Consider the following 26524-nt stretch of genomic DNA (forward strand, 5'->3'; position numbering starts at 1 on the left):
CGGCCGTCACTGGATGGTGAACGAGGTGATCGTGGTCGGCACCGCTGGGGCACCGTCCTCTGCACCGTCGGCGGTGCCGGCATCGATGATGCCGGCCCGGAGTTCTTCGAGACCGCTCGTGACGTGGCCGACGACCGTGTAGCCGCCGGTGTCGCCGGGTAGCGTCGTGTCTTCGTACACGATGAAGAACTGGCTGCCGTGGCTGTACTGGTCGGCGCTACGCGCCATCGCGATCGTGCCGGCCGGGTAGAGCGCGTCGGCAGGCGCGTTCTCGACGGGGCCGTAGCTGTAGCCAGGGCCGCCGGTACCGTCGCCGGCCGGGTCGCCGCATTGCAGCACCCAGATGCCGGCGGTCGTGAGTCGATGGCAGCTCGTGCCGGTGTAGAACCCCGCCTGGATGAGACTGATCTCGCTCGACACGGCCTGCGGCGCGGCTGCACCGCCGAGCTCGATGCCGAGGGGGATCTCGTTGAGGGTCAACGTGCCGGCCCACGTGCGGCCTTCGGCGATATCGGCGGAGGGCACGTCGCCCTGATTCTCACCGGCCGCGGGCGTGGCGCTCGGGGTCGGCGTCTCGGACGCGACAGGCTCGGGAGTACCCGGCCCGCCACTGAAGTAGAAGAGCTGAGCCCCGATGGCGAGAGCCAGCACGACCACGAGCGCGAGCACCGCGATGACGTTGTCGCGCGTGCGGCGGCGCTGCTTTCGCGTGTGGACTTCCTGGCGTGCCTGATAGGTGCGAAGGCGCGCTCGCTCTTCGCGCGCCAGCCGATCGTTCGATGCCACGCATGCTCCTTCTCGGGACTCCTGCGTGCCGACTCTACGCAAGCGCCGGTGCGCATACCAATCGCCGCTCCGTTCGAGGTCGTGATCCCCGGCGCTCGCGGGGTCGGTGCGCGGCACCCGTGGCGTGGCGTCGGGCCGGGATCCGGTGTCGGATGCCGCGACTACTCTGGATCCCATGGTGGATTCCGGCCCGGGGTTGCGCTCCGGCGCGACCCCTCTCGCGGTGCGGATGCGCCCCACGAGTCTCGACGAGGTCGCGGGGCAGAAGCATCTGCTGACCCCAGGCTCTCCGCTCGTGGCGCTCGCGGGCGACCGCACGGGGGAGTCGGGTTCGGTCTCCGTAATCCTCTGGGGGCCGCCCGGCACGGGCAAGACGACGCTCGCGCAGGCGATCGCCCGGTCTTCCGGCCGCAAGTTCATCGAACTCTCCGCGGTCAGTGCCGGCGTGCGCGACGTACGCCAGGTGATGGAAGAGGCACATGCCAGCCGCGACCTCTACGGCCTGTCGACGGTGCTCTTCCTCGATGAGATCCACCGCTTCACGAAGGCGCAGCAAGACGCCCTGTTACCGGGTGTCGAAAACGGCTGGGTCATCCTCGTCGCCGCGACGACCGAGAACCCGTCGTTCTCGGTGATCTCCCCGCTCTTGTCGCGGTCGCTCCTACTGACCCTCGAACTCCTCACCGACGACGACCTCGGCGTGCTCGTCGACCGCGCGGTCTCCGATCCACGCGGGCTCGGCGGCCGGGTGGTGCTCGACGCCGAGGCGCGGGCCGTCATCATCCGGCTCGCCTCGGGCGACGCGCGGCGCGCCCTCACCGCGCTCGAAGCGGCAGCGGTCGCCGCGACCCAGTCGGTTCCGGCTGCAGAGACCGCGACCGCCGAACTCGCCGATGGCGATGGCGATGGCGATGGCGATGGCGATGGCGAAGCCGCGGGCGCCGACGCAGACGAGAGCGACGGTGAAGCGGATGCCGCGGCATCCGCCACGCCCGTGATCACCACCGAGATCGTGGCCCGCGCCGTCGATCGCGCACTGCTGCGGTACGACCGCAACGGCGACGAGCACTACGACGTCATCAGCGCGTTCATCAAGTCGGTGCGAGGCAGCGACGTCGACGCCTCGCTGCACTATCTCGCGCGCATGATCGAGGCCGGCGAAGATCCACGGTTCATCGCCAGACGCATCATCGTGCTCGCCTCCGAAGACATCGGGCTCGCCGACCCGAGCGCGCTCGGCGTCGCGGTGGCTGCGGCAGACGCCGTGCAGCTCATCGGCATGCCCGAGGGCCGCATCCCCCTCGCACAGGCCGTGGTGCATCTCGCGACCGCCCCGAAGTCGAATGCCGCTTACCTCGGTATCAACCAGGCGATCGCCGACGTGCGCGAGGGCAAGGCGGGCCGTGTGCCGAAGCACCTGCGCGATGCGCACTACCCGGGTGCCAAACGGCTCGGGCATGGCAAGGGCTACCGCTACCCGCACAACGACGAGATCGGCGTTGTCGAGCAACAGTACCTGCCCGACTCGCTGCGCGGCGCCGTTTACTACGAGCCGACCGAGCACGGCAACGAGCGCGAGGTATCGGCGCGACTCGCGAAGCTGCGTCGCATCGTGCGGGGCGAGGGCTGACGCCGATCGCGCCTCACGGCGTGTTGGGCCGTGCCTGGCTCCGTGGTATTATCTCCCTTGGCCTGAAGCCTGATTCTCGAGCGCGGCTGCGAGAGGATCACCGGCGAATGGGTGCGATCTGTAGCCGATGCACCCTTGGCGAATCCCTCTGACACAGATTTTCGGCGCATGATCGCGCCGTGAAATTCACTTGAGATTCTTCCGAAAGGACATTCGTGTCGAACCAGTCACGTAGCAAGACCCGCCTCTCCCGTGCGCTCGGCGTCGCCCTCACCCCGAAGGCCGCCCGCTACATGGAGAAGCGTCCGTACGCTCCCGGCGAGCACGGCCGCACCAAGCGCAAGCAGGACAGCGACTACGCCGTGCGTCTGCGCGAGAAGCAGCGCCTGCGCGCCCAGTACGGCATCCGCGAGAAGCAGCTGCGCATCGCGTTCAACGAGGCCCGTCGCACCGACGGCCTGACCGGTGAGAACCTGGTCGAGCTGCTCGAGATGCGTCTCGACGCCATCGTGCTGCGCGCCGGTTTCGCCCGCACCATCTCGCAGGCCCGCCAGTTCGTCGTGCACCGTCACATCCTCGTCGACGGCCAGCTCGTCGACCGTCCCTCGTTCCGCGTGAAGCCGGGCCAGCTCGTGCACGTCAAGGTGCGCAGCGAAGGCACCGAGCCCTTCCAGGTGGCGGCCGCCGGCGGTCACGTCGACGTGCTCCCCAAGCTTCCGGGCTACCTCGAGGTCGAGCTCGACAAGCTCCAGGTGAAGCTCCTCCGTCGTCCGAAGCGCGTCGAGGTCCCCGTGACCTGCGACGTGCAGCTGGTCGTGGAGTACTACGCCGCTCGCTGACGCAGAGCAGTTCCGACAGGGGTCGCGGGGTTTCCCGCGGCCCCTGTCGCGTACTCGGCGGGGGCTCGTGCCCGGCCACTACACTGGTTCGAGGCGTGCCGAGCCCACCGCGTCGGCGATATATCGATCAGGGAGCAGGAACACCTCGTGAAGAGCATTCTGTGGTTCACCGTCGGCGTCGCGGCCGGATTCGCCGTCGCGCACCAGGTCAACAAGACCAAGCAGGGGCAGGACTTCTTCTCCACGGTGGACGCGAAGGCCCGCGCCTTCGGCCACGCGATCGCAGAGGGCTACCACGCACGTGACGCGGAGATCCGCGCCGAGCAGGGCGAAGCGCCCGCGTCGCTCTGAGCCGACGCTGACGAAGCCGACGCTGACGAAGCCGACGCTGACGAAGCCGACGCTGACGAAGCCGACGCGAACGAAGCCGACGCGAACGGGCCGCACGCGAATCTGATGGCCCGGCTGCGCCGGGCAAGACTGAGAAACGGAAACATGCAGACTGCCGACATCCGCCAGCGCTGGCTGGACTTCTTCGCCGAGCGCGGCCACACCGTCGTACCCTCGGCTTCGCTCGTGTCCGATGACCCGACGTTGCTCTTCACGGTCGCCGGCATGGTGCCCTTCGTGCCGTACCTCACCGGTCTGGTGCCCGCGCCGTACCCGCGCGCGACGAGCGTGCAGAAGTGCATCCGCACGAACGACATCGAAGAAGTCGGCAAGACGCCGCGTCACGGCACCTTCTTCCAGATGAGCGGCAACTTCTCATTCGGCGATTACTTCAAAGAGGGCGCCATCCGCATGGCGTGGGAGCTGCTCACGAATTCTGAGAACGACGGCGGCTACGGTTTCGAGCCGAACGACCTCTGGGTGACCGTCTACGAAGACGACGATGAGGCGATCGAGCTCTGGAAGTCGATCGCGGGTCTTCCCGAAGAGCGCATTCAGCGCCTCGGCAAAGACACGAACTACTGGCACACCGGCCAGCCGGGCCCTGCGGGCCCGTGCTCGGAGATCTTCTTCGACCGCGGCCCCGAGTACGGCATCGACGGTGGCCCGGCGACCGATGACGACCGGTACGTCGAGATCTGGAACCTCGTCTTCATGCAGTACCTCATCGATGACGTGACGTCGAAGACCGACTTCCGCATCGTGAAAGAGCTGCCGAAGAAGAACATCGACACCGGCATGGGTCTCGAGCGTGTCGCGTTCATCAAGCAGGGCGTCGACAACATGTACGAGATCGACCAGGTGCGCCCGGTGCTCGATCGCGCTGCCGAGATCTCGGGCCGTCGCTACGGTGCGAACCACGACGACGACGTTCGTATGCGCGTCATCGCCGACCACGTTCGCTCGGCCCTCATGCTCATGAGCGACGGCGTGAGCCCGTCGAACGAGGGGCGCGGGTACATCCTGCGTCGACTCCTGCGCCGCAGCATCCGTGCAATGAGGCTTCTCGGCGTCGAGGGCCCGACGTTCCGCGAGCTCTTCGCGGCGTCTCGCGATGCGATGAAGTCCGCCTACCCCGAGGTCGCGACCGACTACGCGCACATCGAGCAGCTCGCGATCGGTGAGGAGGAGACCTTCCTCCGCACGCTCACCGCCGGCACGTCGATCCTCGACCTGGCGGTCTCCAAGACCAAGCAGTCGGGCCGCGCCGAGCTCGCGGGCGACACTGCGTTCCTCCTGCACGACACTTACGGCTTCCCGATCGAGCTCACCCTCGAGATGGCCGACGAAGCCGGTCTCGCCGTCGATCGCGCCGCGTTCGACACACTCATGACCGAGCAGCGCTCTCGCGCGAAGGCCGACGCGAAGTCGAAGAAGAAGGTGCTCGCCGACCTCTCGGTGTACGCCGAATTCCGCGCAAAGGGCGAGACCATCTTCACGGGCTACACCGAGCTCGCCACGGGCTCGACGGTGCTCGGCCTCCTCGTCGACGGCCGCCCGGTGCCGTTCGCGACGGCAGGGCAGACCGCTGAAGTCATCCTTGCCGAGACCTCGCTCTACGCAGAGTCGGGCGGACAAGCGCCCGATCAGGGACGCATCGTCGGCGACGGATTCGAGCTCGAGGTGCTCGACGTGCAAAGGCCCATCAAGGGCCTCATCAGCCACACCGTGAAGGTGACCTCCGGTGAGGTCGGCGTCGGCGTGCCTGCGACCACGCTCGTCGACGAACAGTACCGTCGCGGCGCCACGCAGGCGCACTCGGGCACCCACCTCGTGCACGCCGCACTCCGGCAGGTACTCGGCCCCAACGCGCACCAGTCGGGATCGTTCAACAAGGCCGGCTACCTCCGGCTCGACTACGGCTGGAACTCCGCCCTGTCGCCAGAGACCCGCAGCGAGATCGAGGAGATCTCGAATGCCGCGATCCGCGACAACCTCCAGGTCATCACCCGTGAGATGCCACTCGATGAGGCGAAGTCCCTCGGCGCGATGGCGTTGTTCGGCGAGAAGTACGGCGATGTCGTGCGCGTCGTCGACATCGGCGGTCCGTGGTCGCGTGAGCTCTGCGCCGGCACGCACGTGGCGACGAGCTCCGAAGTCGGCATGATCAACATCGTCAGCGAATCATCCGTCGGCGCCTCGAATCGCCGTGTGGAGTCGCTCGTCGGCCTCGATGCGTTCAGGAGGTTCGCATCGGAGCGCGCGCTCGTCTCCGAACTCACCTCCACGCTGAAGACCCGGCCGGAGCAGCTCGTCGACCGTGTCGGCGAGCTCGTGTCGAGCCTCAAAGCAGCCGAGAAGCGCATCCAGACGTTCGAGGCTCGGGCACTGAACGACCGTGTGCCGGCTCTGGCAGCCAAGGCCGTGCGCACCGGCGAGGTGCTGCTCGTCGCCGAGATGGTCGGGGCGCTCGGCTCCGGTGACGAGTTGCGTGCGCTTGCGCTCGCTGTGCGGGCGCAGCTCGGCGACGCGGCATCCGTCGTTGCATTGACCGCCGAGGTCGGCGGCAAACCCGTGGCGATCGTGGCGACTTCACCGGCCGCTCGCGATGCCGGTGCGAACGCCGGTGCGCTCGCGAAGACCATGGCCGGCGTGCTCGGCGGCGGCGGCGGCGGCAAGCCCGACCTCGCCCAGGGTGGCGGCAGCGATCTTGCGGCGATCCCTGCTGCACTCGACGCGGTGCGCTCGGCGCTCCGCGGGTAGCGCTCGTGCGACTCGGGGTGAGACTCGGCGTCGATGTCGGCAGAGCGCGCATCGGCGTGGCACGCTGCGACGCCGGAGCGTTGCTCGCGACCCCCATCGAGACGGTTCCCCGCGCAGCCGACGGTGACGCCGACGTGACTCGAATCCTCAACATCGCACGCGAACTCGACGTGATCGAGGTCGTGGTCGGCAACCCCCTCTCGCTCTCGGGCGCTGCGACCCCGTCGACGGACGATGCGGTGGCCTTCGCTGAGCGACTTGCGGAGGGGGGAGTCGCAGTGCGGCTGGTCGACGAACGTCTTTCCACCGTGAGCGCCCAGCAGGCGCTTCGTGCGGCGGGAAAGTCGACGCGCAAGCAACGTCCCATCGTCGACCAGGTTGCAGCCGTTATCATTTTGCAACACGCCATTGACGCTGAACGGACCTCCGGCCGCCCGCCCGGCCGCACGATCGACACTGACGAAGGGCCATCCCCCCTGTGACCCAGCTCCCCCCAGAGCACAACGACGACGCCGCCGCCCGCGCGGCAACCGACTGGCACGACATGCTTGCCGGCAAGCCGCCGACGTCGCCACCGGTTCGTACGGATGCCGCGCCCGCACCGGGCGCCGCTTCCGTCGGGCCGACCCAGGGCGGCGCAGAAGACCGCCCGATGACTCGGCGCGAGGCGCGCGAGGCGGAGCAACGCCGTGCGGCCGAAGCGGAAGCCGCGGCGACGGACCGCCCGGTACCGATGCCCGACTGGGCTGCAGCGCCGTCGGAACGGCCGGTCCCGACGCACGACTGGGTTGCGGCGGTGCCCGAGACACCGGTGCCCGAGAGACCGACGTCCGACGAGCCCGAGCCGGCGCGACCGTCGCGGGCGGAGCGCCGCACAGTGACATCCGATCCCTACGAACCCGAAAAGCCCAAGAAACGCGGTGCGTGGGGATGCCTCGTCGGGCTTCTCGTCGTCATCGCGCTCGGCGCCGGTGCATTCTTCTTCCTGCAGGGGCCGATCAACGCGCTCATCGAGCGGTTCTCCCCGGCCGCCGACTACTCCGGCGCAGGTACCGGCGAGGTCGTGTTCATGATCCACGACGGCGACACCGGATCGAGCATCGCCGAGAACCTCGTCGATGAGGGGATCACAGCGTCGTACGACGCGTTCTACGACCTCCTGCTCGAGCAGACCCCCGAGCCCGATTTCCACCCCGGCGCCTACCAGCTCGCTGAGCAGATGAGTGCGCAGGCAGCACTCGACGCCCTGGTCGATCCTGCGAACAAGCTCGAGAACACCTTCGTGATTCCCGAGGGCACGGCTCTGCCCGACGCGCTCGTCGCGATCTCCGAGGGCTCCGGCGTGCCCATCGAAGAGCTGCAGGCGGCAGCGGCCGAGCCGCCCGCGAGCTACGGGCTGCCAGCCGAAGCGACGACGCTCGAGGGCTTCCTCTTCCCGGCGACGTACACTCTCGAGCCAGAGCTCGACGCGCACACCGTGCTGCAGACCCTCGTGGACCGACAGTTCGAAGCGCTCGATGCCGCGGGCGTGCCGACCGATCAGCGCTGGCGGACCATCGTGCTCGCCTCGATCGTGCAGCGCGAGGCGGGATCGGATGTCACTGACTTCCCGAAGGTCGCACGTGTGTTCCAGAACCGACTCGACCAGGGGATCAATCTCGAATCCGACGCGACCGTGGCATATGGCACAGGCAACACGCACACGGTCTGGACCACCGACGAGGAACGTGCCGACGCCTCGAACCTGTACAACACCTATGCGAACCCCGGTCTGCCGGTCGGCCCGATCGGCAACCCGGGCGACGTCGCCATCAACGCTGCCATCCAACCCGCTGATGGCAGCTGGCTGTTCTTCGTGCCGGTGAACCTCGAATCTGGTGAGACGGTCTTCTCAACCACGGTTGACGAGCACGAGGCCGCCGTGGCACAGCTACAGGAATGGTGCGCGCAAGACGAGAACGCTTCGTACTGTGAATGAACCTCGCCGGCTTGCGGTGCTCGGCTCACCGATCTCGCATTCCAAGAGCCCGGCGTTGCACCGAGCCGCCTATGAACTGCTTGGTCTTCCCTGGCAGTACACCGCGATCGAGATGCATGGGGCCGGACTTCGTGAGTTCATCGAGAGCCGGGGGGATGAGTGGCGCGGGCTCTCGCTGACGATGCCGCTGAAGCAGGAGGTGCTGCCGTTCCTCGACACCGTCGACGGGATCGCGGCGCTCACGGGGGCGGCGAATACCGTGCTCTTCGACGATGGAGTTCGGCGAGGGTTCAACACCGACGTGGGCGGCATCGTACGCACGCTGCGTGACGCGGGCGTGAACGAGATCAACGACGGACTGCTGTTCGGCGGCGGCGCCACCGCGGCATCGGCGCTCGTCGCCATGGCGGAGATCGGCGCGCACCGCGTGCAGGTGCTCGTGCGACGACCCGGCGCGGCGGCGGCACTCGTTACGTTGGGGCCGCAGCTCGGCGTCGAGGTCACCGAAGGCGCGATCTCCGATCTCGCGGCGGTCGAGGCAGTCGATCTGGTGGTGAGCACGATTCCCGGCGGCTCCGACATCGGTGTCGCGGCATCCGCGGCGCTCATCTCGAACGCCGCACTGCTCGACGTCGCATACGATCCGTGGCCGACGCCGCTGGCTTCAAACTGGCTCGCCGGCGGCGGCACGGTCGTGCACGGCCTGGGGATGCTCCTGCAGCAGGCGCTGCTCCAGGTGCGCGTCTTCGTGCATGGCGACCCGGCCGTCGCCCTCGACGGTGAAGAGCGCGTGCTCGCCGTCATGCGCGACGCCGTCAGCTGATCGAGTACGTTCCCGCGCGTGCGTCATGCGCAAGTCTCGTGCGTGAGCCTGTGGAAGGATGGGAGCATGCTCCGTTGGCTCACTGCCGGAGAGTCGCACGGCCCTGAGCTCGTCGCGATCCTCGAGGGTCTTCCCGCCGGTATCCCCGTTTCGCTCGACGATATTCGCGCCGACCTCGCGCGACGCAAGCTCGGCTACGGCCGGGGTGCCCGCATGAAGTTCGAGCAAGACGAGCTCGCGATCTCGGGTGGCGTGCGGCACGGCCTGAGTCTCGGCAGTCCGATCGCGCTGCGCATCGGCAACACCGAATGGCCGAAGTGGCAAGAGGTCATGAGCCCCGAGCCGATCGACCCTGCCAAGCTCGGGCGCGGTCGCGGTGCGCCGCTGACTCGCCCGAGGCCGGGGCACGCCGACCTCGTCGGCATGCAGAAGTACGGCTTCGACGAGGCCAGGCCCGTGCTCGAGCGGGCGAGCGCCCGTGAGACCGCCGCCCGCGTCGCGCTCGGTGCCGTCGCCCGCTCGTTCCTCGGAGAACTCGGCATTCGACTCGTCGCGCACACGCTCGCGATCGGGCCGGTACGAGTGCCCGAGGGGCGGCCGCTGCCCATGCCAGACGACGTCGACCGTCTCGACGGCGATCCGTTGCGCTGTTTCGACCCTGAGACTTCGGCCGCGATGGTCGCCGAGGTCGACCTCGCCCACAAGGAGGGCGACACCCTCGGCGGCGTGGTCGAAGTGCTCGCCTATGGCGTGCCGCCCGGTCTTGGTTCGCACGTGCACTGGGACCGCCGGCTCGATTCGCAACTCGCCGCTGCCCTCATGGGCATCCAGGCGATCAAGGGGGTGGAGGTCGGAGACGGCTTCCTCACGACGACGCGACGCGGCTCTGCGGCACACGACGAACTGCACGTCGCAGACGGGCGTATCTCGCGTTCGAGCGACCGCGCGGGCGGAACCGAGGGTGGCATGTCCACCGGCACCGTGTTGCGCGTGCGAGCCGGCATGAAGCCGATCGCGACCATCCCGCACGCGCTGCCGACCGTCGACGTGGCCACGGGGGAGGCCGCCGCAGCGCACCACCAGCGCTCCGATGTCGTCGCCGTGCCCGCTGCCGGCGTCGTCGCCGAAGCGATGGTCGCCCTCACGCTCGCGAACGCGGTGCTCGAGAAGTTCGGCGGCGACTCGGTCGCCGAGACGCGCCGCAACCTCGACTCATACCTCGCTGCGATTCCCGAAACCCTCCGCACGGCGGTCGCATCGGCGGATGCCGCGGCAGACGGTGCCTGAGACGTCGCGCCTCGCCCTGCCGATCGTGCTCGTCGGTCCGATGGGCGCGGGCAAGTCCCGGGTCGGACAGCGGCTCGCGACATCCGTCGGTGCACCGTTCATCGACACCGATCTGCGCATCGTCGACCGCTACGGACCGATCGAGGAGATCTTCGAACGCGAGGGTGAGGAGTACTTCCGCATCGTCGAGCGCGAGGTCGTCGTCGAGGCGCTCCGTGAGGAGGCGGTCGTCTCGCTCGGCGGCGGCGCCGTGCTGCACGCCGACACTCGCGACGACCTGGCCGACCTGCCCGTGGTGTGGCTCCAGGTTTCGGCATCAGCAGTCACCCCCAGACTCGCCGGCGGCAACCGTCCCCTTCTCGCCGAAGGCGGCCTCGAGCGCTGGACGGCGATCCTCGAGGCGCGCCGCCCCATCTACGAAGCACTGGCCGATCTCGGCATCGACACCTCGCGCCGCTCGGTCGCGCGGATCGTCGACGACATCACCGAGCACTTCGGAGGAACACGATGACGGCAGACGAGGCACGCACGAGCATCCGCGTCGGCGGCGAATCGGGCTATGACGTGATCGTGGGCCGAGGAGTGATCGCCGAGCTCGGCGATGTGCTCGGCACGGCACCGACGAAAGTGCTCATCGTGCACCCTGCGACGCTCGGTGCTCGCGCCGCCGAGCTGCGCGAAGCGCTCTCCGACCGGTACCAGGTGCTGCTCGCCGAGGTGCCCGACGCCGAAGCCGGCAAGCGCGTCGAGGTCGCCGCATTCTGCTGGCAGGTGCTCGGGCAGGCCGACTTCACTCGAACCGACGCGATCGTCGGCTTCGGTGGGGGAGCGGTCACCGATCTCGCGGGCTTCGTCGCTGCGACGTGGCTCCGCGGAGTGCGGGTCGTGCAGGTGCCGACCACGGTGCTCGGCATGGTCGACGCAGCTGTGGGAGGTAAGACCGGCATCAACACCAACGAGGGCAAGAACCTGGTCGGGGCCTTCCACCCGCCCGTTGCCGTGATCTGCGACCTCGACGTGCTCGACACACTGCCGAAGAACGAGATCCTCGCCGGCTTCGCCGAGATCGTGAAGGCGGGCTTCATCCGCTACCCCGAGATTCTCGACATCATCGAGGCCGATCCCGAGGCCGCGACCGACCCGGCGACGCCCGAGTTCAGGCGCGTCGTCGAGCTCGCGATTCAGATGAAGGCCGACGTCGTCTCCGAAGACCTCACCGAGCAGGGGCTGCGCGAGATCCTGAACTACGGGCACACCCTCGGCCACGCGGTCGAGCACGCCGAGCGGTACCAATGGCGGCACGGCGCTGCCGTCGCGGTCGGCATGTCGTTCGCGGCCGAGCTCGGCCGCCTCTCCGGCCGCCTCTCCGACGAGGTCGCCGATCGACACAAACGGGTTCTCGACCTGTTGAGCCTGCCGACGTCGTACCCCGCCGGACGCTGGAGCACCCTGCTCGCAACCATGCAGCGCGACAAGAAAGCCCGCGCCGGCCAGCTCCGATTCATCGTGCTCGACGACCTCGCGAAGCCGACCGTCATGCTCGCGCCCGACCAGTCGCTCCTCTTCGCTGCCTACCAGGAGATCGCCTCCTGAACGAACAGGGCGACGGTGTTCCCCCTGAGTCTGTCGAAGGGGGCCTCGACGCTAGGCTTTTCGCATGACGACGATCCTCGTGCTCAACGGCCCGAACCTCGGCCGGCTCGGCGCCCGCGAACCCGAGATCTACGGCAGTGAGAGCCTCGCCGACATTCGTGCCTCGCTCGCCGGCTTCAGATCAGACGAGGTCGAGATCGACCTGCGCCAGAGCGACGACGAGGCCGAACTCATCGGCTGGATCCACGAGGCCGTTGATCGGCGGCTTCCCGTCGTGTTGAACCCGGCCGCGTTCACCCATTACAGCTACGCGCTCCGTGACGCCGCTGCCCAGTTGAAGCAGGCGGGCCTGCCGCTCGTCGAGGTGCATCTCACCAACCCGCATACTCGCGAGACGTTCCGTCACACGAGTGTGATCTCCGGCGTGGCGACCGGCGTCATCGCCGGTTTCGGCGGCGATTCGTATCGTCTCGCGGTCGACTGGTTGCTGCGTCACGCCTGACGCGCACACTCCCGCAGCGCGGCATCCGCCCGCATTGGCGCAGCTGGAACCGAGCGACTAAACTCGACCGACTGTACTTCTGCGGCCGACTCAGGCCGAGCCTTTTTCGCTACCGAATGGAACACACACGCATGGCAAGCACCGCTGACATCAAGAACGGCGTCGTCCTCTCCATCGACGGCCAGCTCTGGAACGTCATCGAGTTCCAGCACGTCAAGCCCGGCAAGGGCGGTGCGTTCGTGCGGACGAAGCTCAAGAACGTCGTCACCGGCAAGACCGTCGATCGCACCTACAACGCGGGCACGAAGATCGAGATCGAGAACGTCGACCGCCGCGACTTCACCTACCTGTACGCCGACGGCGACGGATTCGTGTTCATGGACACGAGCGACTACGACCAGATCACCGTGCCCGGCACGGTCGTGGGCGACGCCGCGAACTTCATGCTCGAGAACCAGGCAGTCACGATCGCGCTGAACAACGGCAACCCGCTGTACGTCGACCTGCCCGCATCGGTCGTGCTCGAGATCACCTACACCGAGCCCGGCCTGCAGGGCGACCGCTCGACGGGCGGCACGAAGCCTGCCACAGTTGAGACCGGCTACGAGATCCAGGTGCCGCTCTTCCTCGAGACCGGCACGAAGGTCAAGGTCGACACCCGCACGGGCGACTACCTCGGCCGAGTGAACGACTAGTGAGCGCTCGAACCAAAGCACGCAAACGCGCGCTCGACATGCTGTACTCCGCCGACATGCGCCAAGTGCCGGTCGAGGAGATGCTCGTCGTCGAGGCGGAGAAAGCCGTCGGAGAGCCTGAACGAGCCGCCTCGTGGCTGTACGCCCGCGAGATCGTCGATGGCATCGTCGATCACCGTGCGGAGATCGACGAACTCATCGAGACGAACTCGCACGGATGGACGATCGAGCGCATGCCCGCCGTCGACCGGGCGATCCTGCGCATCGGCGTGTGGGAGATCACTCACAACGACGCCGTGCCCGACGGCGTGGCGATCTCCGAAGCCGTCGAGGCGGCCACCGTGCTCTCGACCGACGACTCGGCCGGCTTCGTCAACGGCCTGCTCGCGGCGATCTCGCACGCGAAGGCCTGACGGCGCGGGCGTTCGGCGACTTGGTCGCGGGCGCGATGCTGCAATCCTCGAACGACTGAGGTCGAAACGGCGCGATCGGATGCCTCCGAGCGCTTCCGTCGACCCCGGCGCCACGTACCCCGTGGACGGCCGCCGCCGCTGAACGCAGCGTCCGTTCGGCAGTGCCCGCTCGTGCGACACGATAGACTTGCCGAAGTTGACAACCTTTAAGGCCGTCCTGTGAGGCGGAGAAGGGAGTCGTTTGATGGCACGTGCTGTGCTGAGTCAAGCTGACATCTCGCGGGCGCTGACCCGCATCTCGCACGAGATCCTCGAGTCCAATCGTGGTAGCTCCGATCTCGTCATCCTCGGCATCCCCACCAGGGGCGTGTTCCTCGCCCGTCGAATCGCCGAGACGATCGCCCGCATCGAACCGCACGCTCCGCCGGCGCCCGCCGGGGCGCTCGACGTGACGATGTACCGCGACGATCTCACGCGCACCCGCACGCGCACGCCGCAGCCGACCGAGCTGCCACCGGGCGGAATCGACGGCAAGACGGTCGTGCTCGTCGACGACGTGCTGTACTCGGGCCGCACGATCCGCGCAGCGTTCGACGCCCTGAGCGACCTCGGCCGTGCTCGCGCGGTGCGGCTCGCGGTGCTCGTCGACCGCGGTCACCGCGAGTTCCCGATCCGTGCCGACTTCGTCGGCAAGAACCTGCCGAGTTCGACCCGAGAGCGCATCAACGTGCGCCTCGCCGAGATCGACGGCGAAGACGGCGTGACGATCGACGAGGGCGAGGAGTGATGCGTCACCTGCTGAGCACCCGCGAGTTGTCGCGCGAGCAGGCGATCGAGCTGCTCGACATCGCCGAAGACATGGCCGCAGTGCAGGAGCGCGAGGTCAAGAAGCTGCCGACGTTGCGCGGCAAGACGGTCGTGAACCTCTTCTTCGAGGACTCCACGCGCACCCGCATCTCGTTCGAAGCGGCCGCGAAACGGCTCTCCGCAGACGTCATCAATTTCGGCGCGAAGGGCTCGAGCGTCTCGAAGGGCGAGAGCCTGAAGGACACGGCGCAGACCCTGCAGGCGATGGGCGCCGACGGCGTCGTCATCCGCCACCATGCTTCGGGTGCGCCGTACACGCTCGCGACGAGCGGATGGATCGACGCCGGCGTCGTGAACGCCGGCGATGGAACCCACGAGCACCCCACCCAAGCGCTGCTCGACGCGTTCACGATGCGCCGGCGCCTCCACGGCAGCGCTTCGCGTGGGCGGGCGCTCGACGGAGTTCGCGTCGTCATCGTGGGCGACATCCTGCATTCGCGTGTCGCACGGTCGAACGTCTGGCTCCTCGCGACCCTCGGTGCCGAGGTCGAGCTCGTCGCTCCGCCGACGCTCGTGCCCGTCGATACGACGGCCTGGCCCGCTCGTGTCGGGTACGACCTCGACGCGGCGCTGCGAGGCACGCCCGACGTCGTCATGATGCTTCGTATTCAGGCAGAGCGCATGCACGCGGCGTTCTTTCCGAACAGTCGCGAGTACGCGCGAACCTGGGGCCTCGACGACGCCAGGTTCGACGCACTGCCCCCCAGTACGATGGTCATGCATCCCGGCCCGATGAATCGTGGGCTGGAGATCGCCGCTCGTGCAGCCGACTCCCCGCAGTCGACGGTGCGCGAGCAGGTTGCGAACGGAGTTTCAGTGAGAATGGCCGCCCTGTACCTTTTGCTGTCCGGCGATCGGGGGGATGCCTGATGAACGAGCGTTTCCTGATCACGGGCGCCAGTCTGCCCGACGGCGAACGCGCCGACATCCTCCTCGATGGCGGCATCATCGCCGAGGTCGGTCGGATTGCGGATGCCGCGGGCGCAACGGTGATCGACGCCGAAGGGCTCGTCGCCCTTCCCGGCCTCGTCGACCTGCACACGCACCTGCGCGAGCCGGGCTACGAACAGAGCGAGACGGTGCTCACAGGCACCCAGGCCGCTGCGGCCGGCGGGTTCACCGCCGTGTTCGCGATGGCGAACACCTTCCCCGTGGCAGACACGGCCGGGGTCGTCGAGCAGGAGGCCAGTCTCGGCCGGGCCGCCGGCTACGCCACCGTGCAGCCGATCGGTGCGGTGACCGTGGGGCTCAAGGGCGAACAACTCGCCGAGCTCGGCGCGATGGCCCGTTCTCGTGCGAATGTGCGCGTCTTCTCCGACGACGGCTTCTGCGTCTCCGACCCGCTGCTCATGCGCCGCGCCCTCGAGTACGTGAAGGCCTTCGACGGCGTCATCGCCCAGCACGCGCAGGAGCCGCGCCTGACGGAGGGCGCTCAGATGAACGAGGGGGCGCTCTCGGGCGAACTCGGCCTCGCCGGCTGGCCGGCCGTCGCCGAGGAGTCGATCATCGCCCGCGATGTGCTCCTCGCCGAGCGCGTCGGGTCGCGGCTGCACGTCTGCCACGTCTCGACCGCCGGTTCCGTCGAGGTGATCCGCTGGGCGAAGGCCCGTGGCATCGACGTGACCGCCGAGGTGACCCCCCACCACCTCCTCCTCACCGAGGAACTCATCGCCGGTTACGACCCCCGCTTCAAGGTCAACCCACCGTTGCGCCGCCCTGAAGACGTCGAGGCGCTGCGCGCGGCACTGGCCGACGGCACGATCGACATCGTCGCGACCGACCATGCCCCGCATCCGGTCGAGGCGAAAGAGAGCGAATGGCAGGCTGCGGCGAACGGCATGGTCGGTCTCGAGTCGGCGCTCGCGGTCGTGCACGCCGCCGTCGTCGAGACGGGGCTCATGGGCTGGGCGGATGTCGCGCGCGTGATGTCGGCCGCCCCTGCACGAATCGGCCGACTCCGCGGGCACGGTGAGTCGATCGCCGTCGGGGCCGCACCTGAGCTGACGCTGTACGACCCCGCCGCGGCATCCGTATTCGACCTCGACCGCCTCGCCGGCCGCAGCACGAACTCGCCGTACCTCGGGCGGAGCCTGCCCGGCCGCGTCGTCGCGACCTTCCACGGCGGCTACCCGACGTTCCTCGACGGCGAGGTGCGCCCACACGACGAGATCGCCCGGCTCGCGGTGGCGCGGGAGGTCCAGCATGGATAAGTGGATGGGCATCGTGGTCGCGGTCGTCATCGTCGGTGTCGCCGGCTGGCTGATGTACCGCTCCTGGAAGCGCCGTACCGTGCGCGACGAGACCCTCGGGTCGTATCCCGAGCCGGCGACGCGCGGTACGCCCGTGCTCGAGACCGAGGTGCTCTACGTCGCGACGACACCTGTCGGCGAGCCGCTCGAGCGTCTCGCCGTGCACGGTCTCGCGTTCCGCGGCTCTGCCCGCATCGAAGTGCTCCCCGAAGGGATCATCCTCCGCATCGCGGGGGAGTCGACGACCTTCGTCCCGGCCGACCGGCTGGTCGGCGCCGAACTCGCGAGCTACGCGATCGACCGCGGCGTCGAGCCCGAGGGTCTCATCGCCCTCACCTGGATCGCCCAGGAGCGAGGCCCGGCCGAGGCCGAACCTCGCGTCGACAGTTACGTGCGCGCCCGGTATCCGGGCGACCCGGCCAGAATCATCCAGGCCGTCAACGACATCGCCGCAGCGCCAGCCGCGCCGCGGTCAGAGGACATCGCCGCAGCGCCAGCCGCGCTTCGGTCAGAGGACATCGCCGCAGCGCCAGCCGCGCTTCGGTCAGAGGACATCGCCGCAGCGCCAGTCGCGCCGCGGCCAGAGCAGGAGAGTGAGGCCTCGAATGACTGAGACCCCAGCAGGCACGAGCGACACCGCCGTGCTCGTCCTCGAAGACGGACGCCGCTACGACGGGCGCGCCTACGGCGCGCGCGGCCGCACGCTCGGCGAGGCGGTCTTCGCCACCGGCATGACCGGCTATCAGGAGACCCTCACCGACCCGTCTTACGCGGGCCAGATCGTGATGATGACCGCGCCGCATATCGGCAACACGGGCATGAACGACGAAGACATGGAGTCCGGCCGCATCTGGGTGGCGGGGTTCATCGTGCGCGACCCGTCACGGGTCGTGTCGAACTTCCGCTCGCAGCGGAGTCTCGACGACGATCTCACGGCCGCGGGCGTCGTCGGCATCAGCGGCATCGACACCCGAGCGCTTACTCGCCATCTCCGCTCCGCGGGTGCCATGCGTGCAGGCGTCTTCTCGGGCGACGACGCGCTGCTGACCCCTGGGGAGCAGCTCGACCTCGTGCAAGGCGCGTCGGCCATGGTCGGCGCGAACCTGTCGAGCGCGGTCTCGACCACGGAGGCCTACACGCTGCCCGCCGAGGGCGAGCGGGTCGGATCGGTCGCGGTGCTCGACCTCGGCGTCAAGACATCGACCCTGAAGTACCTCGCCGAGCGCGGCTTCGAGGTGCACGTCGTGCCGCAGTCGATCACTGCTGAAGAAGTGCTCGCCCTCGCCCCCGACGCACTGTTCTTCTCCAACGGTCCGGGCGACCCCGCGGCGTCCGACCGCCATGTCGAACTGCTGCGCACCACGCTGCGTGAAGGGCTGCCCTACTTCGGCATCTGCTTCGGCAACCAGCTGCTCGGCCGGGCCCTCGGCTTCGGCACGTACAAGCTGCCGTTCGGCCACCGCGGCATCAACCAGCCCGTGCTCGACAAGGCCACCGGTCGCGTCGAGATCACGGCGCACAACCACGGTTTCGCAGTGGACGCGCCGATCGACCGGGTGAGCGAGTCCAGCGAAGGCTTCGGCCGCGTCGAAGTGAGCCACTACGGCCTCAACGACAACGTCGTCGAGGGATTGAACTGCCTCGACATCCCCGCGTTCAGCGTGCAATACCATCCCGAGTCCGCGGCCGGCCCGCACGACGCGAACTACCTCTTCGATCGATTCCGCGACATGGTCACCCTTCGACAAGCTCCGGGCAGGCCGCAGGATCAGGGCGAGTCGCCAACCACCGAGACCAGCCAGGAGGCAGGCAACTGATGCCCAAGCGCGACGACATCAACAGCGTCCTCGTCATCGGATCGGGTCCGATCGTCATCGGCCAGGCCGCCGAGTTCGACTATTCGGGCACCCAGGCGTGCCGTGTGCTCCGGGCGGAGGGCGTGCGGGTCATCCTCGTCAACCCCAACCCGGCGACGATCATGACCGACCCCGACTTCGCCGACGCGACCTACATCGAGCCGATCACGCCCGAGATCATCGAGTCGATCATCATCAAGGAGAAGCCCGACGCGGTACTGCCGACGCTCGGCGGGCAGACGGCGTTGAACGCAGCGATCGCGTTGCACGACGCCGGCATCCTCGAGAAGCACGGCGTCGAACTCATCGGCGCCAAGGTCGACGCCATCCGCAAGGGTGAAGACCGCCAGCTCTTCAAAGACCTCGTGATCGAGATCGGCGCCGAGGTCGCGCGCTCGCACGTCGTGAAGACGCTCGAGCAGGCGAAGGAGTTCGCCCTCGATCTCGGCTACCCGCTCGTCGTGCGCCCGTCGTTCACGATGGGCGGTCTCGGATCCGGCTTCGCCCACACCGAGGAAGACCTCGTGCGCATCGTCACGCAAGGCCTGCATGATTCGCCCACGAGCGAGGTGCTCCTCGAGGAGTCGATCCTCGGGTGGAAGGAATACGAACTCGAACTCATGCGCGACACGGCCGACAACACGGTCGTCGTCTGCTCGATCGAGAACGTCGACCCTGTCGGCGTGCACACGGGCGACTCGATCACGGTCGCGCCGGCACTCACGCTGACCGATCGCGAGTACCAGAAGCTCCGCGACATCGCCATCGACATCATCCGGGCAGTGGGCGTCGACACCGGGGGCTGCAACATCCAGTTCGCGATCGACCCCGCAGACGGACGCATCATCGTCATCGAGATGAATCCCCGTGTGTCGCGTTCGAGTGCGCTGGCTTCGAAGGCGACCGGCTTCCCGATCGCCAAGATCGCCGCGAAGCTCGCGATCGGCTACCGTCTCGACGAGATTCCCAACGACATCACGCGGGTCACGCCCGCGAGCTTCGAGCCGACACTCGACTACGTCGTCGTGAAGGTGCCCCGGTTCGCGTTCGAGAAGTTCCCGGCCGCCGACCCGACGCTCACGACGACCATGAAGTCGGTCGGCGAGGCCATGGCGATCGGCCGCAACTACGCGACGGCGCTGCAGAAGGCGCTCCGCTCGCTCGAGAAGCGCGGTTCTTCGTTCCACTGGGGAGACGAGGCCCGCACGGCCGACGAGCTCGTCGAGGCATCCGGCACCCCGACCGACGGTCGCATCGTGCTCGTGCAGCAGGCGCTTCGCAAGGGCGCCACCCTCGAGCAGCTCTTCGAGTCGACGAAGATCGACCCCTGGTTCCTCGACCAGATCGTGCTCATCAACGAGGTCGCAGAGACGATCGCAGCAGCTGAGAACCTCGACACCGAACTCCTGCTGCTCGCGAAGAACCACGGGTTCTCCGACGCGCAGATCGGACAGCTCCGCGGCTTCGGCGAGACCGACGCCCGCGAGGTGCGGCACATCCTCGGCATCCGGCCGGTGTACAAGACCGTCGACACCTGCGCGGGGGAGTTCCCGGCGCTCACGCCCTACCACTACTCGAGCTACGACCAGGAGACCGAGGTCGAACCGAGCGATCGCAAGAAGGTCGTGATCCTCGGTTCCGGCCCGAACCGCATCGGCCAGGGCGTCGAGTTCGACTACTCCTGCGTGCACGCCTCGTTCGCCCTCTCGGCGGCTGGCTTCGAGACGATCATGATCAACTGCAACCCAGAGACGGTCTCGACCGACTACGACACGAGCGACCGGCTCTACTTCGAGCCGCTCACCCTCGAAGACGTGCTCGAGGTCATCCACGCCGAGTCGCAGTCCGGTGAACTCGTCGGGGTCGTCGTGCAACTGGGCGGCCAGACGGCGCTCGGTCTCGCGAAGGGCCTCGAGGCTGCGGGCATCCCGATCCTCGGCACGACCCCCGACGCGATCGACCTCGCCGAAGAGCGCGGCCGCTTCTCCGGCATCCTCGATGCGGCCGGGCTGCTCGCGCCGAAGAACGGCACGGCCCTCGACGTCGCCGGCGCGGTGCAGGTCGCAGAGGGCATCGGCTACCCCGTGCTCGTGCGCCCGAGCTACGTGCTCGGCGGGCGTGGCATGGAGATCGTCTACGACTCGCCCTCACTCGCCGACTACTTCGACCGCATCGAGGGCCAGGGCATCGTCGGCCCGAGTCATCCGCTGCTCGTCGACCGGTTCCTCGACGACGCGATCGAGATCGACGTCGACGCACTCTACGACGGCACCGACCTGTACATCGGCGGCGTCATGGAGCACATCGAGGAGGCCGGCATCCACTCCGGCGACTCGAGCTGCACCCTGCCGCCCGTGACCCTCGGGCGTGCAGAGGTCGACCGCGTGCGCGTGGCGACGCGCGCCATCGCCGAGGGTATCGGGGTGCGGGGCCTGCTCAACGTGCAGTTCGCGATCGGCGCCGGCGTGCTCTACGTGCTCGAGGCCAACCCGCGAGCGAGCCGCACCGTCCCGTTCGTCTCCAAGGCGCTCGGTATCCCGCTCGCGAAGGCGGCTTCGCGCATCATGGTCGGCGCGACCGTCGCCGAGCTCATCGAAGAGGGCATGCTGCCGGCATCCGACGGCTCGCGCGTGCCGCTCGATGCGCCGGTCGCAGTGAAGGAGGCTGTGCTGCCGTTCCACCGCTTCCGCACCCGCGAAGGCATCATGGTCGACTCCGTGCTCGGGCCCGAGATGCGTTCGACCGGCGAGGTCATGGGCATCGACAAGGACTTCCCGACTGCGTTCGCGAAGAGCCAGCTCGCCGCGTACGGCGGAATGCCGACGTCGGGCACGGTCTTCGTCTCGGTCTCCGACCGCGACAAGCGTTCGATCATCCTCCCCGTGCTCCGCCTGCAGCAACTCGGTTATGACATCGCAGCAACCGAGGGCACCGCCGAGGTACTGCGGCGCAACGGCATCCGGGCGCAGGAGGTGCTGAAATTCAGCGAGAAGACGAGCGAAGACGCGGCTTCCGTGGTCGAGCTCATCCACCGCGGCGAGGTCGACGTGGTGGTGAACACCCCGAGCGGGCGTTCGTCGCGCGCCGATGGCTATGAGATCCGCGCGGCGGCCGTCGCCGCCGACATCCCGCTGTTCACGACCATCGCCGAGCTCTCGGCGGCGGTCGCGTCGCTCGACGTGCAGCGCGAGGGCTTCGAGGTCACGAGCCTGCAGGAATACCAGCTCCGACGGGAGGCGAACGCATGAGCGGCCAGCCGCTTTTCGGCGAACGGCTCAAAGCCGTCTTCGCCGCGTACGGCAAGCTGTGCGTCGGCATCGACCCGCACGCCTCACTCCTCGACGCGTGGGGCCTGCCCGACTCGGCCGAGGGAGTGCGGGAGTTCGGCTTGCGCGTGGTCGAGGCCGCTTCCGGTCGCGTGGGCATCGTGAAGCCGCAAGTGGCGTTCTTCGAACGACACGGTGCAGCGGGGTACGCGGCGCTCGAGCGGGTGCTTGCTGAGGCGCGCGACGCCGGGGTGCTCATCATCGCCGACGTGAAGCGCGGCGATCTCGACACGAGTGTCGAGGCGTACGGCCAGGCGTGGCTGCGACCCGGATCGAGCCTCGAGGCCGATGCGATGACCGTCAGCGCCTACCAGGGCCTCGGTTCGCTCGAGGGCGTCCTGACCGCAGCCGAGTCGGCAGGCAAGGGCGTCTTCGTGCTCGCCGCGACCTCCAACCCCGAGGCGGCGGCCATCCAGCGGGCGGTGCTGCAGCAATCGAGCCGCGAGGGCTTCACGGTCGCGCAGGCCATCACCTCCGGCGTCATCGGCTGGAACCAGGGGCGAGCGGATGCCACGAGCCGGCCGCTCGGCTCGGTGGGCGTGGTGCTCGGAGCGACCGTCGACCCCCGCACGTTCGGCATCGATCTCGATGCCGACCCGCCGAGACCCGGCTTGCCGGTGCTGGCGCCGGGCTTCGGATATCAGGGGGCAGAGCTCTCCGACCTCCGGGCGATCTACGGATCGCTCGCCGCCGGCGTCATCGTCAGCGAATCACGGTCGATTCTCAGCGCCGGGCCCGACGGCCTCGCAGAGGCGATCACCCGTCGCGTCGACGAAGTGGGGGCCGCGAGTGTCTGAGCATGAAACCGCCGCCGCCGCCGCGACGCGGCAGGCTCCGCCCGAGGTCGACCGGGTCGCGGCATCCCGCGCCGCCGTGGCTGCGCGTCGTGCGCGGGCCACGGTCAAGTCCGCGATCGCGGCCGGCTCGCGGAGTCCACTCGACGTGCTGCGTGAGGCATTCGAGTCACCCGACGGGGTCGAGGGGCGACTGCGGGTGACCGAGTTCCTGACTTCCATCCCTGCGATCGGCCAGACGAAGTCGGCACGCATCATGGAGGAACTCGAGATCTCCACGTCGAAGCGTCTGGGCGGTCTCGGCCGGCTGCAGCGGCGTCGTCTGCGGGAGTTCCTCGCCGATTGGGTCGCCGCGCACGGCGGCACCGGCGACCGGCTCGTCGTGCTCGCCGGTCCCACGGCGGTGGGCAAAGGCACTGTGGCCGAATACATCCGTCGTCATCACCCCGACGTGCGACTCTCGGTGTCGGCGACGACCCGAAAGCCCCGACCCGGCGAAGTCGAGGGCGAAAGCTACTTCTTCGTCGACGATGCCGAATTCGATCGGATGGTCGAGGGCGGCGAGTTGCTCGAGTGGGCCACGGTCCACAACGCATCCCGCTACGGCACACCTCGCAAGGCAGTCGAAGAGGCCATCGCCGCCGGCAACAGCGTGCTGCTCGAGATCGACATCCAGGGAGCCCGGTCGGTTCGACGGGCTGCGCCCGAGGCGACCCTCGTCTTCCTGCTCCCGCCGAGCTGGGACGAACTCGTGCGACGGCTCGTCGGTCGGGGCACTGAAAGCCCGGCCGAACAGCAGCGCAGACTCGAGACAGCGAGGGTTGAACTGGCCGCGGTCGACGAGTTCGATTACCAGGTCGTCAACCACGACGTCGCCGAAGCCGCGCAAGAGGTCGTAGACTTGATGAGATCTCGCAAGGGTCGGCGTTGAGCTGCCCTCGCCACGACTTTCCGCGCACTGCGGGTGTGCACCCCACGATCAAGGAGTCATTTCATGGCTGAGAAGCTGTCCGGCATCATCGATCCGCCCATCGACGACCTGCTCTCCAAGGTCGACTCGAAGTACCAGCTCGTCATCTTCGCGTCGAAGCGTGCACGTCAGATCAACGACTACTACGCCGACCTGCACGAAGGAAGCCTCTTCGACAACGTGGGCCCGCTCGTCGATTCGTCGATCGACGACAAGCCCCTCTCGGTCGCGCTGCACGAGATCAACGAAGACAAGCTCCGGCTCCGCCCGATCGCCGAGTGATCCGGAGGGCCGGATGACTCGGCTCAACATCGTCGTCGGCATCACGGGCGGCATCGCCGCATATAAAGCCGTCGGCGTCGTTCGCGCGCTCGTGCTCGCGGGGCATGACGTGCACGTCGTGCCGACCGAAGGCGCACTGCGCTTCGTCGGCAAGCCCACCCTCGAGGCGATCTCGCGCAACCCTGTGCACACCGAGCTGTACGAGGGCGTCTCCGAGGTGCGGCACGTCGCCATCGGTCAGGCGGCCGACCTCATCGTCATCGCTCCGGCGACGGCGAATTCGATCGCGAAACTCGCAGCGGGCCTTGCCGACGACCTGCTCGGCAACTCGGTGCTCGCAAGCGAGGCGCCCGTCGTCATTGCGCCTGCCATGCACACCGAGATGTGGCGTCACCCCGCCACCCAGGCGAACATCGCGACGCTGCGTGCCCGCGGCGTCACGATCGTCGGTCCGGCGGTCGGCCAGCTCACCGGAACCGACAGCGGGCCGGGTCGCATGGAGGAGCCCGGTGAAATCGTGCGCGCGGCACTCGAGCGTGCGCTCGGCGAGAGCGGCGCGGCCGCGGCATCCGCCGAACGCAGTGACCTCTCGGGACTGCACGTCGTCGTCACCGCCGGCGGCACGCGCGAACCGCTCGATCCCGTGCGGTTCCTCGGCAACCGTTCGAGTGGCAAGCAGGGAACCGCGATCGCCGAGGCAGCGCGGGCGCGGGGCGCGCGCGTCACGCTCATCGCGGCGAACCTCGAGGTCGCCGAACCCGACGGCTGCGACATCCGCCGTGTCTCGACCGCGCTCGAACTGCAGCGCGCGGTGACCGAGGCGACATCGGGCGCCGATGTCGTCGTGATGGCTGCGGCCGTGGCCGACTACCGTCCCGCGACGGTGAGCGAAGCGAAGATCAAGAAAGACCAGAGCGACGACGGGCTCACGATCGAACTCGTGCGCAACCCCGACATCCTCGCGGGCCTCGGTCATGCACCGCATGACGGCACCCTGCTCGTCGGCTTCGCGGCCGAGACCGAGGTCGACGACGAACGATTGCTCGCGCTCGGCCGAGCCAAGCGCGATGCGAAGGGCGCAGACCTGCTCGTCGTGAATCGGGTCGGCTGGAACGAGGGTTTCGCGAGCGACGAGAACCAGGTCGTCGTCATCGGCACCGACGGCGTCGTCGTCACGCGAGCGCACGGAACGAAATTGTCGGTGGCGCATGACATCCTCGACGTGGTTGTCTCGGAACTGACGACTGCGGCGCGTGCCGCGACGACCACGAAGGAATCCGATCCCGTATGAGCGCACTCCGCCTCTTCACGTCCGAGTCCGTCACCGAGGGGCACCCCGACAAGCTCTGCGACCAGATCTCCGATTCGATACTCGACGCGCTCCTGCGTCAAGACCCGACGAGCCGAGTTGCGGTCGAAACCCTCGTGACCACGGGCCTCGTGCATGTCGCGGGCGAGGTCACGACGCGCGGTTACGTCGAGATCCCGGCGATCGTGCGCGAGCGCGTCACGTCGATCGGTTACGACTCATCCGACGCGTGGTTCGACGGCCGCTCCTGCGGAGTCTCGGTGTCGATCGGGGGTCAGTCACCCGACATCGCCCAGGGCGTCGACCACGCGTTCGAGTCCCGTGAACGAGACAGCGACGACGCGCTCGACCAACAGGGCGCCGGCGACCAGGGCATCATGTTCGGCTACGCCACGCGTGAGACTCCAGAACTCATGCCGGTGCCGATCTGGCTCGCGCATCGACTCGCCGAGCGACTTGCGGCCGTACGTAAGAACGGCGAACTCGAGTACCTTCGCCCCGACGGCAAGACCCAGGTCACGGTCGGCTACGACGGGCAGGTGCCCAAGACGATCGAGACTGTAGTGCTCTCCACGCAGCACACTCGTGCCGTCTCGACCGAGCAGCTCCGGGTCGAGGTCGAAGAGCTCGTGATCCGCCCGGTGCTCGACACGGTCGAACTCATGCGCCCAGAGCTCGACGTGCTCATCAACCCCACGGGCCGCTTCGAGATCGGCGGGCCGCAGGGCGACGCCGGGCTGACCGGGCGCAAGATCATCATCGATACCTACGGCGGCGCGAGCCGGCATGGCGGCGGCGCCTTCAGTGGAAAGGACCCTTCGAAGGTCGACCGTTCGGCGGCATACGCAATGCGCTGGGTCGCCAAGAACGCGGTCGCCGCAGGGCTCGCCGACCGGCTCGAACTGCAGGTCGCGTACGCCATCGGCAAGGCAGCGCCCGTGGGGCTCTACGTCGAGACCTTCGGCACAGGAAAGCTGCCTGACGAGCAGATCATCGCCGCGATCCGTGAGGTGTTCGACCTGCGTCCTGCGGCGATCATCCGCGACCTCGATCTGCTCCGGCCGATCTACGCGCAGACCGCGAGCTACGGCCACTTCGGCCGGGAGCTGCCCGATTTCACATGGGAGCGCCTCGATCGCGTCGACGATCTCCGCACCGCAGCCAGGATCTGA

At 68.3% G+C, this 26524-nt stretch carries 25 protein-coding genes; 24 read left to right on the plus strand and 1 reads right to left on the minus strand.

The window, feature by feature from the left end; translation table 11 throughout:
* Positions 1-6: 6 nt before the first annotated feature.
* Positions 7-786 carry a peptidylprolyl isomerase gene (locus tag AC1C2T_RS14505; RefSeq protein WP_495360292.1) on the minus strand — a complete coding sequence of 260 codons (780 nt, stop codon included), beginning with the start codon at positions 784-786 and terminating at the stop codon, positions 7-9.
* Between the two features lie 175 nt (positions 787-961).
* Between AC1C2T_RS14505 and AC1C2T_RS14510 the strand changes: the two genes are divergently transcribed.
* The 24 genes from AC1C2T_RS14510 to metK all read left to right on the plus strand — a co-directional run bounded on the left by AC1C2T_RS14510 (position 962) and on the right by metK (position 26524).
* Entirely contained in the window at positions 962-2416 is a 1455-nt protein-coding gene (locus tag AC1C2T_RS14510) for a replication-associated recombination protein A (RefSeq protein WP_495385755.1), read from the plus strand.
* Between the two features lie 215 nt (positions 2417-2631).
* Positions 2632-3255 carry a 30S ribosomal protein S4 gene (gene rpsD / locus AC1C2T_RS14515; protein ID WP_495360290.1) on the plus strand — a complete coding sequence of 208 codons (624 nt, stop codon included), beginning with the start codon at positions 2632-2634 and terminating at the stop codon, positions 3253-3255.
* Between the two features lie 147 nt (positions 3256-3402).
* Entirely contained in the window at positions 3403-3606 is a 204-nt protein-coding gene (locus AC1C2T_RS14520) for a hypothetical protein (protein ID WP_495385756.1), read from the plus strand.
* A 144-nt stretch (positions 3607-3750) separates the two neighbouring features.
* The gene (gene alaS, locus AC1C2T_RS14525) at positions 3751-6408 is read left to right on the plus strand and encodes an alanine--tRNA ligase (RefSeq protein ID WP_495385757.1); all 2658 of its coding nucleotides are present in this window, start codon (positions 3751-3753) and stop codon (positions 6406-6408) included.
* A 5-nt stretch (positions 6409-6413) separates the two neighbouring features.
* A complete protein-coding gene (gene ruvX, locus AC1C2T_RS14530) occupies positions 6414-6890 on the plus strand; it encodes a Holliday junction resolvase RuvX (RefSeq protein WP_495385758.1) in 477 nt (158 codons plus the stop codon).
* Positions 6887-8386 (plus strand): endolytic transglycosylase MltG, encoded by a 1500-nt coding sequence (mltG, locus tag AC1C2T_RS14535; protein ID WP_495385759.1) that lies wholly within the window; start codon positions 6887-6889, stop codon positions 8384-8386. Before ruvX ends, mltG begins: the two co-directional genes overlap by 4 nt.
* Entirely contained in the window at positions 8379-9209 is an 831-nt protein-coding gene (locus AC1C2T_RS14540) for a shikimate dehydrogenase (RefSeq protein ID WP_495385760.1), read from the plus strand. The genes mltG and AC1C2T_RS14540 overlap by 8 nt, the downstream gene beginning before the upstream one ends.
* A gap of 66 nt (positions 9210-9275) precedes the next feature.
* Complete coding sequence (gene aroC, locus AC1C2T_RS14545) at positions 9276-10496, plus strand: chorismate synthase (RefSeq protein ID WP_495385761.1); 1221 nt, start codon at positions 9276-9278, stop codon at positions 10494-10496.
* Complete coding sequence (locus AC1C2T_RS14550) at positions 10474-11007, plus strand: shikimate kinase (protein ID WP_495360283.1); 534 nt, start codon at positions 10474-10476, stop codon at positions 11005-11007. Before aroC ends, AC1C2T_RS14550 begins: the two co-directional genes overlap by 23 nt.
* Positions 11004-12089, plus strand: coding sequence for a 3-dehydroquinate synthase (gene aroB, locus AC1C2T_RS14555; RefSeq protein ID WP_495385762.1), 1086 nt, complete (start codon positions 11004-11006; stop codon positions 12087-12089). Before AC1C2T_RS14550 ends, aroB begins: the two co-directional genes overlap by 4 nt.
* A gap of 64 nt (positions 12090-12153) precedes the next feature.
* The gene (locus AC1C2T_RS14560; protein WP_495360281.1) at positions 12154-12591 is read left to right on the plus strand and encodes a type II 3-dehydroquinate dehydratase; all 438 of its coding nucleotides are present in this window, start codon (positions 12154-12156) and stop codon (positions 12589-12591) included.
* A 131-nt stretch (positions 12592-12722) separates the two neighbouring features.
* Entirely contained in the window at positions 12723-13286 is a 564-nt protein-coding gene (efp, locus tag AC1C2T_RS14565) for an elongation factor P (protein WP_495360280.1), read from the plus strand.
* Positions 13286-13699, plus strand: a complete 414-nt coding sequence (nusB, locus tag AC1C2T_RS14570) for a transcription antitermination factor NusB (protein WP_495360279.1) — start codon at positions 13286-13288, stop codon at positions 13697-13699. The genes efp and nusB overlap by 1 nt, the downstream gene beginning before the upstream one ends.
* A 241-nt stretch (positions 13700-13940) precedes the next feature.
* Positions 13941-14486, plus strand: coding sequence for a bifunctional pyr operon transcriptional regulator/uracil phosphoribosyltransferase PyrR (pyrR, locus tag AC1C2T_RS14575; RefSeq protein WP_495385763.1), 546 nt, complete (start codon positions 13941-13943; stop codon positions 14484-14486).
* Positions 14486-15436: an aspartate carbamoyltransferase catalytic subunit gene (locus AC1C2T_RS14580; protein ID WP_495360277.1), complete on the plus strand. Its 951-nt coding sequence runs from the start codon at positions 14486-14488 to the stop codon at positions 15434-15436. Before pyrR ends, AC1C2T_RS14580 begins: the two co-directional genes overlap by 1 nt.
* Positions 15436-16776 (plus strand): dihydroorotase, encoded by a 1341-nt coding sequence (locus tag AC1C2T_RS14585; protein WP_495385764.1) that lies wholly within the window; start codon positions 15436-15438, stop codon positions 16774-16776. The genes AC1C2T_RS14580 and AC1C2T_RS14585 overlap by 1 nt, the downstream gene beginning before the upstream one ends.
* Complete coding sequence (locus tag AC1C2T_RS14590) at positions 16769-17428, plus strand: PH-like domain-containing protein (RefSeq protein ID WP_495385765.1); 660 nt, start codon at positions 16769-16771, stop codon at positions 17426-17428. Before AC1C2T_RS14585 ends, AC1C2T_RS14590 begins: the two co-directional genes overlap by 8 nt.
* A complete protein-coding gene (gene carA, locus AC1C2T_RS14595) occupies positions 17421-18632 on the plus strand; it encodes a glutamine-hydrolyzing carbamoyl-phosphate synthase small subunit (protein ID WP_495385766.1) in 1212 nt (403 codons plus the stop codon). The genes AC1C2T_RS14590 and carA overlap by 8 nt, the downstream gene beginning before the upstream one ends.
* Positions 18632-21919, plus strand: a complete 3288-nt coding sequence (gene carB, locus AC1C2T_RS14600) for a carbamoyl-phosphate synthase large subunit (RefSeq protein WP_495360273.1) — start codon at positions 18632-18634, stop codon at positions 21917-21919. The genes carA and carB overlap by 1 nt, the downstream gene beginning before the upstream one ends.
* A complete protein-coding gene (gene pyrF / locus AC1C2T_RS14605) occupies positions 21916-22794 on the plus strand; it encodes an orotidine-5'-phosphate decarboxylase (protein ID WP_495385767.1) in 879 nt (292 codons plus the stop codon). Before carB ends, pyrF begins: the two co-directional genes overlap by 4 nt.
* Complete coding sequence (gmk, locus tag AC1C2T_RS14610) at positions 22787-23722, plus strand: guanylate kinase (protein ID WP_495385768.1); 936 nt, start codon at positions 22787-22789, stop codon at positions 23720-23722. Before pyrF ends, gmk begins: the two co-directional genes overlap by 8 nt.
* Positions 23723-23785: 63 nt before the next feature.
* Positions 23786-24043 carry a DNA-directed RNA polymerase subunit omega gene (rpoZ, locus tag AC1C2T_RS14615; RefSeq protein ID WP_022891987.1) on the plus strand — a complete coding sequence of 86 codons (258 nt, stop codon included), beginning with the start codon at positions 23786-23788 and terminating at the stop codon, positions 24041-24043.
* 13 nt (positions 24044-24056) lie between these two features.
* Entirely contained in the window at positions 24057-25334 is a 1278-nt protein-coding gene (coaBC, locus tag AC1C2T_RS14620; protein ID WP_495385769.1) for a bifunctional phosphopantothenoylcysteine decarboxylase/phosphopantothenate--cysteine ligase CoaBC, read from the plus strand.
* On the plus strand, positions 25331-26524 hold the full coding sequence (metK, locus tag AC1C2T_RS14625; protein ID WP_495360269.1) for a methionine adenosyltransferase: 1194 nt from the start codon (positions 25331-25333) through the stop codon (positions 26522-26524). Before coaBC ends, metK begins: the two co-directional genes overlap by 4 nt.

It is taken from the genome of Agromyces sp. Y558 (assembly GCF_059445415.1).

What these genes read in the sequence shown, in the direction of transcription:
- AC1C2T_RS14510 (WP_495385755.1), top strand. Translation starts at nt 962, where the DNA reads ATGGTGGATTCCGGCCCGGGGTTGCGCTCCGGCGCGACCCCTCTCGCG.
- alaS (WP_495385757.1), top strand. Translation starts at nt 3,751, where the DNA reads ATGCAGACTGCCGACATCCGCCAGCGCTGGCTGGACTTCTTCGCCGAG.
- aroC (WP_495385761.1), top strand. Translation starts at nt 9,276, where the DNA reads ATGCTCCGTTGGCTCACTGCCGGAGAGTCGCACGGCCCTGAGCTCGTC.
- AC1C2T_RS14550 (WP_495360283.1), top strand. Translation starts at nt 10,474, where the DNA reads ATGCCGCGGCAGACGGTGCCTGAGACGTCGCGCCTCGCCCTGCCGATC.
- aroB (WP_495385762.1), top strand. Translation starts at nt 11,004, where the DNA reads ATGACGGCAGACGAGGCACGCACGAGCATCCGCGTCGGCGGCGAATCG.
- AC1C2T_RS14560 (WP_495360281.1), top strand. Translation starts at nt 12,154, where the DNA reads ATGACGACGATCCTCGTGCTCAACGGCCCGAACCTCGGCCGGCTCGGC.
- efp (WP_495360280.1), top strand. Translation starts at nt 12,723, where the DNA reads ATGGCAAGCACCGCTGACATCAAGAACGGCGTCGTCCTCTCCATCGAC.
- AC1C2T_RS14580 (WP_495360277.1), top strand. Translation starts at nt 14,486, where the DNA reads ATGCGTCACCTGCTGAGCACCCGCGAGTTGTCGCGCGAGCAGGCGATC.
- AC1C2T_RS14585 (WP_495385764.1), top strand. Translation starts at nt 15,436, where the DNA reads ATGAACGAGCGTTTCCTGATCACGGGCGCCAGTCTGCCCGACGGCGAA.
- AC1C2T_RS14590 (WP_495385765.1), top strand. Translation starts at nt 16,769, where the DNA reads ATGGATAAGTGGATGGGCATCGTGGTCGCGGTCGTCATCGTCGGTGTC.
- carA (WP_495385766.1), top strand. Translation starts at nt 17,421, where the DNA reads ATGACTGAGACCCCAGCAGGCACGAGCGACACCGCCGTGCTCGTCCTC.
- carB (WP_495360273.1), top strand. Translation starts at nt 18,632, where the DNA reads ATGCCCAAGCGCGACGACATCAACAGCGTCCTCGTCATCGGATCGGGT.
- pyrF (WP_495385767.1), top strand. Translation starts at nt 21,916, where the DNA reads ATGAGCGGCCAGCCGCTTTTCGGCGAACGGCTCAAAGCCGTCTTCGCC.
- rpoZ (WP_022891987.1), top strand. Translation starts at nt 23,786, where the DNA reads ATGGCTGAGAAGCTGTCCGGCATCATCGATCCGCCCATCGACGACCTG.
- coaBC (WP_495385769.1), top strand. Translation starts at nt 24,057, where the DNA reads ATGACTCGGCTCAACATCGTCGTCGGCATCACGGGCGGCATCGCCGCA.
- metK (WP_495360269.1), top strand. Translation starts at nt 25,331, where the DNA reads ATGAGCGCACTCCGCCTCTTCACGTCCGAGTCCGTCACCGAGGGGCAC.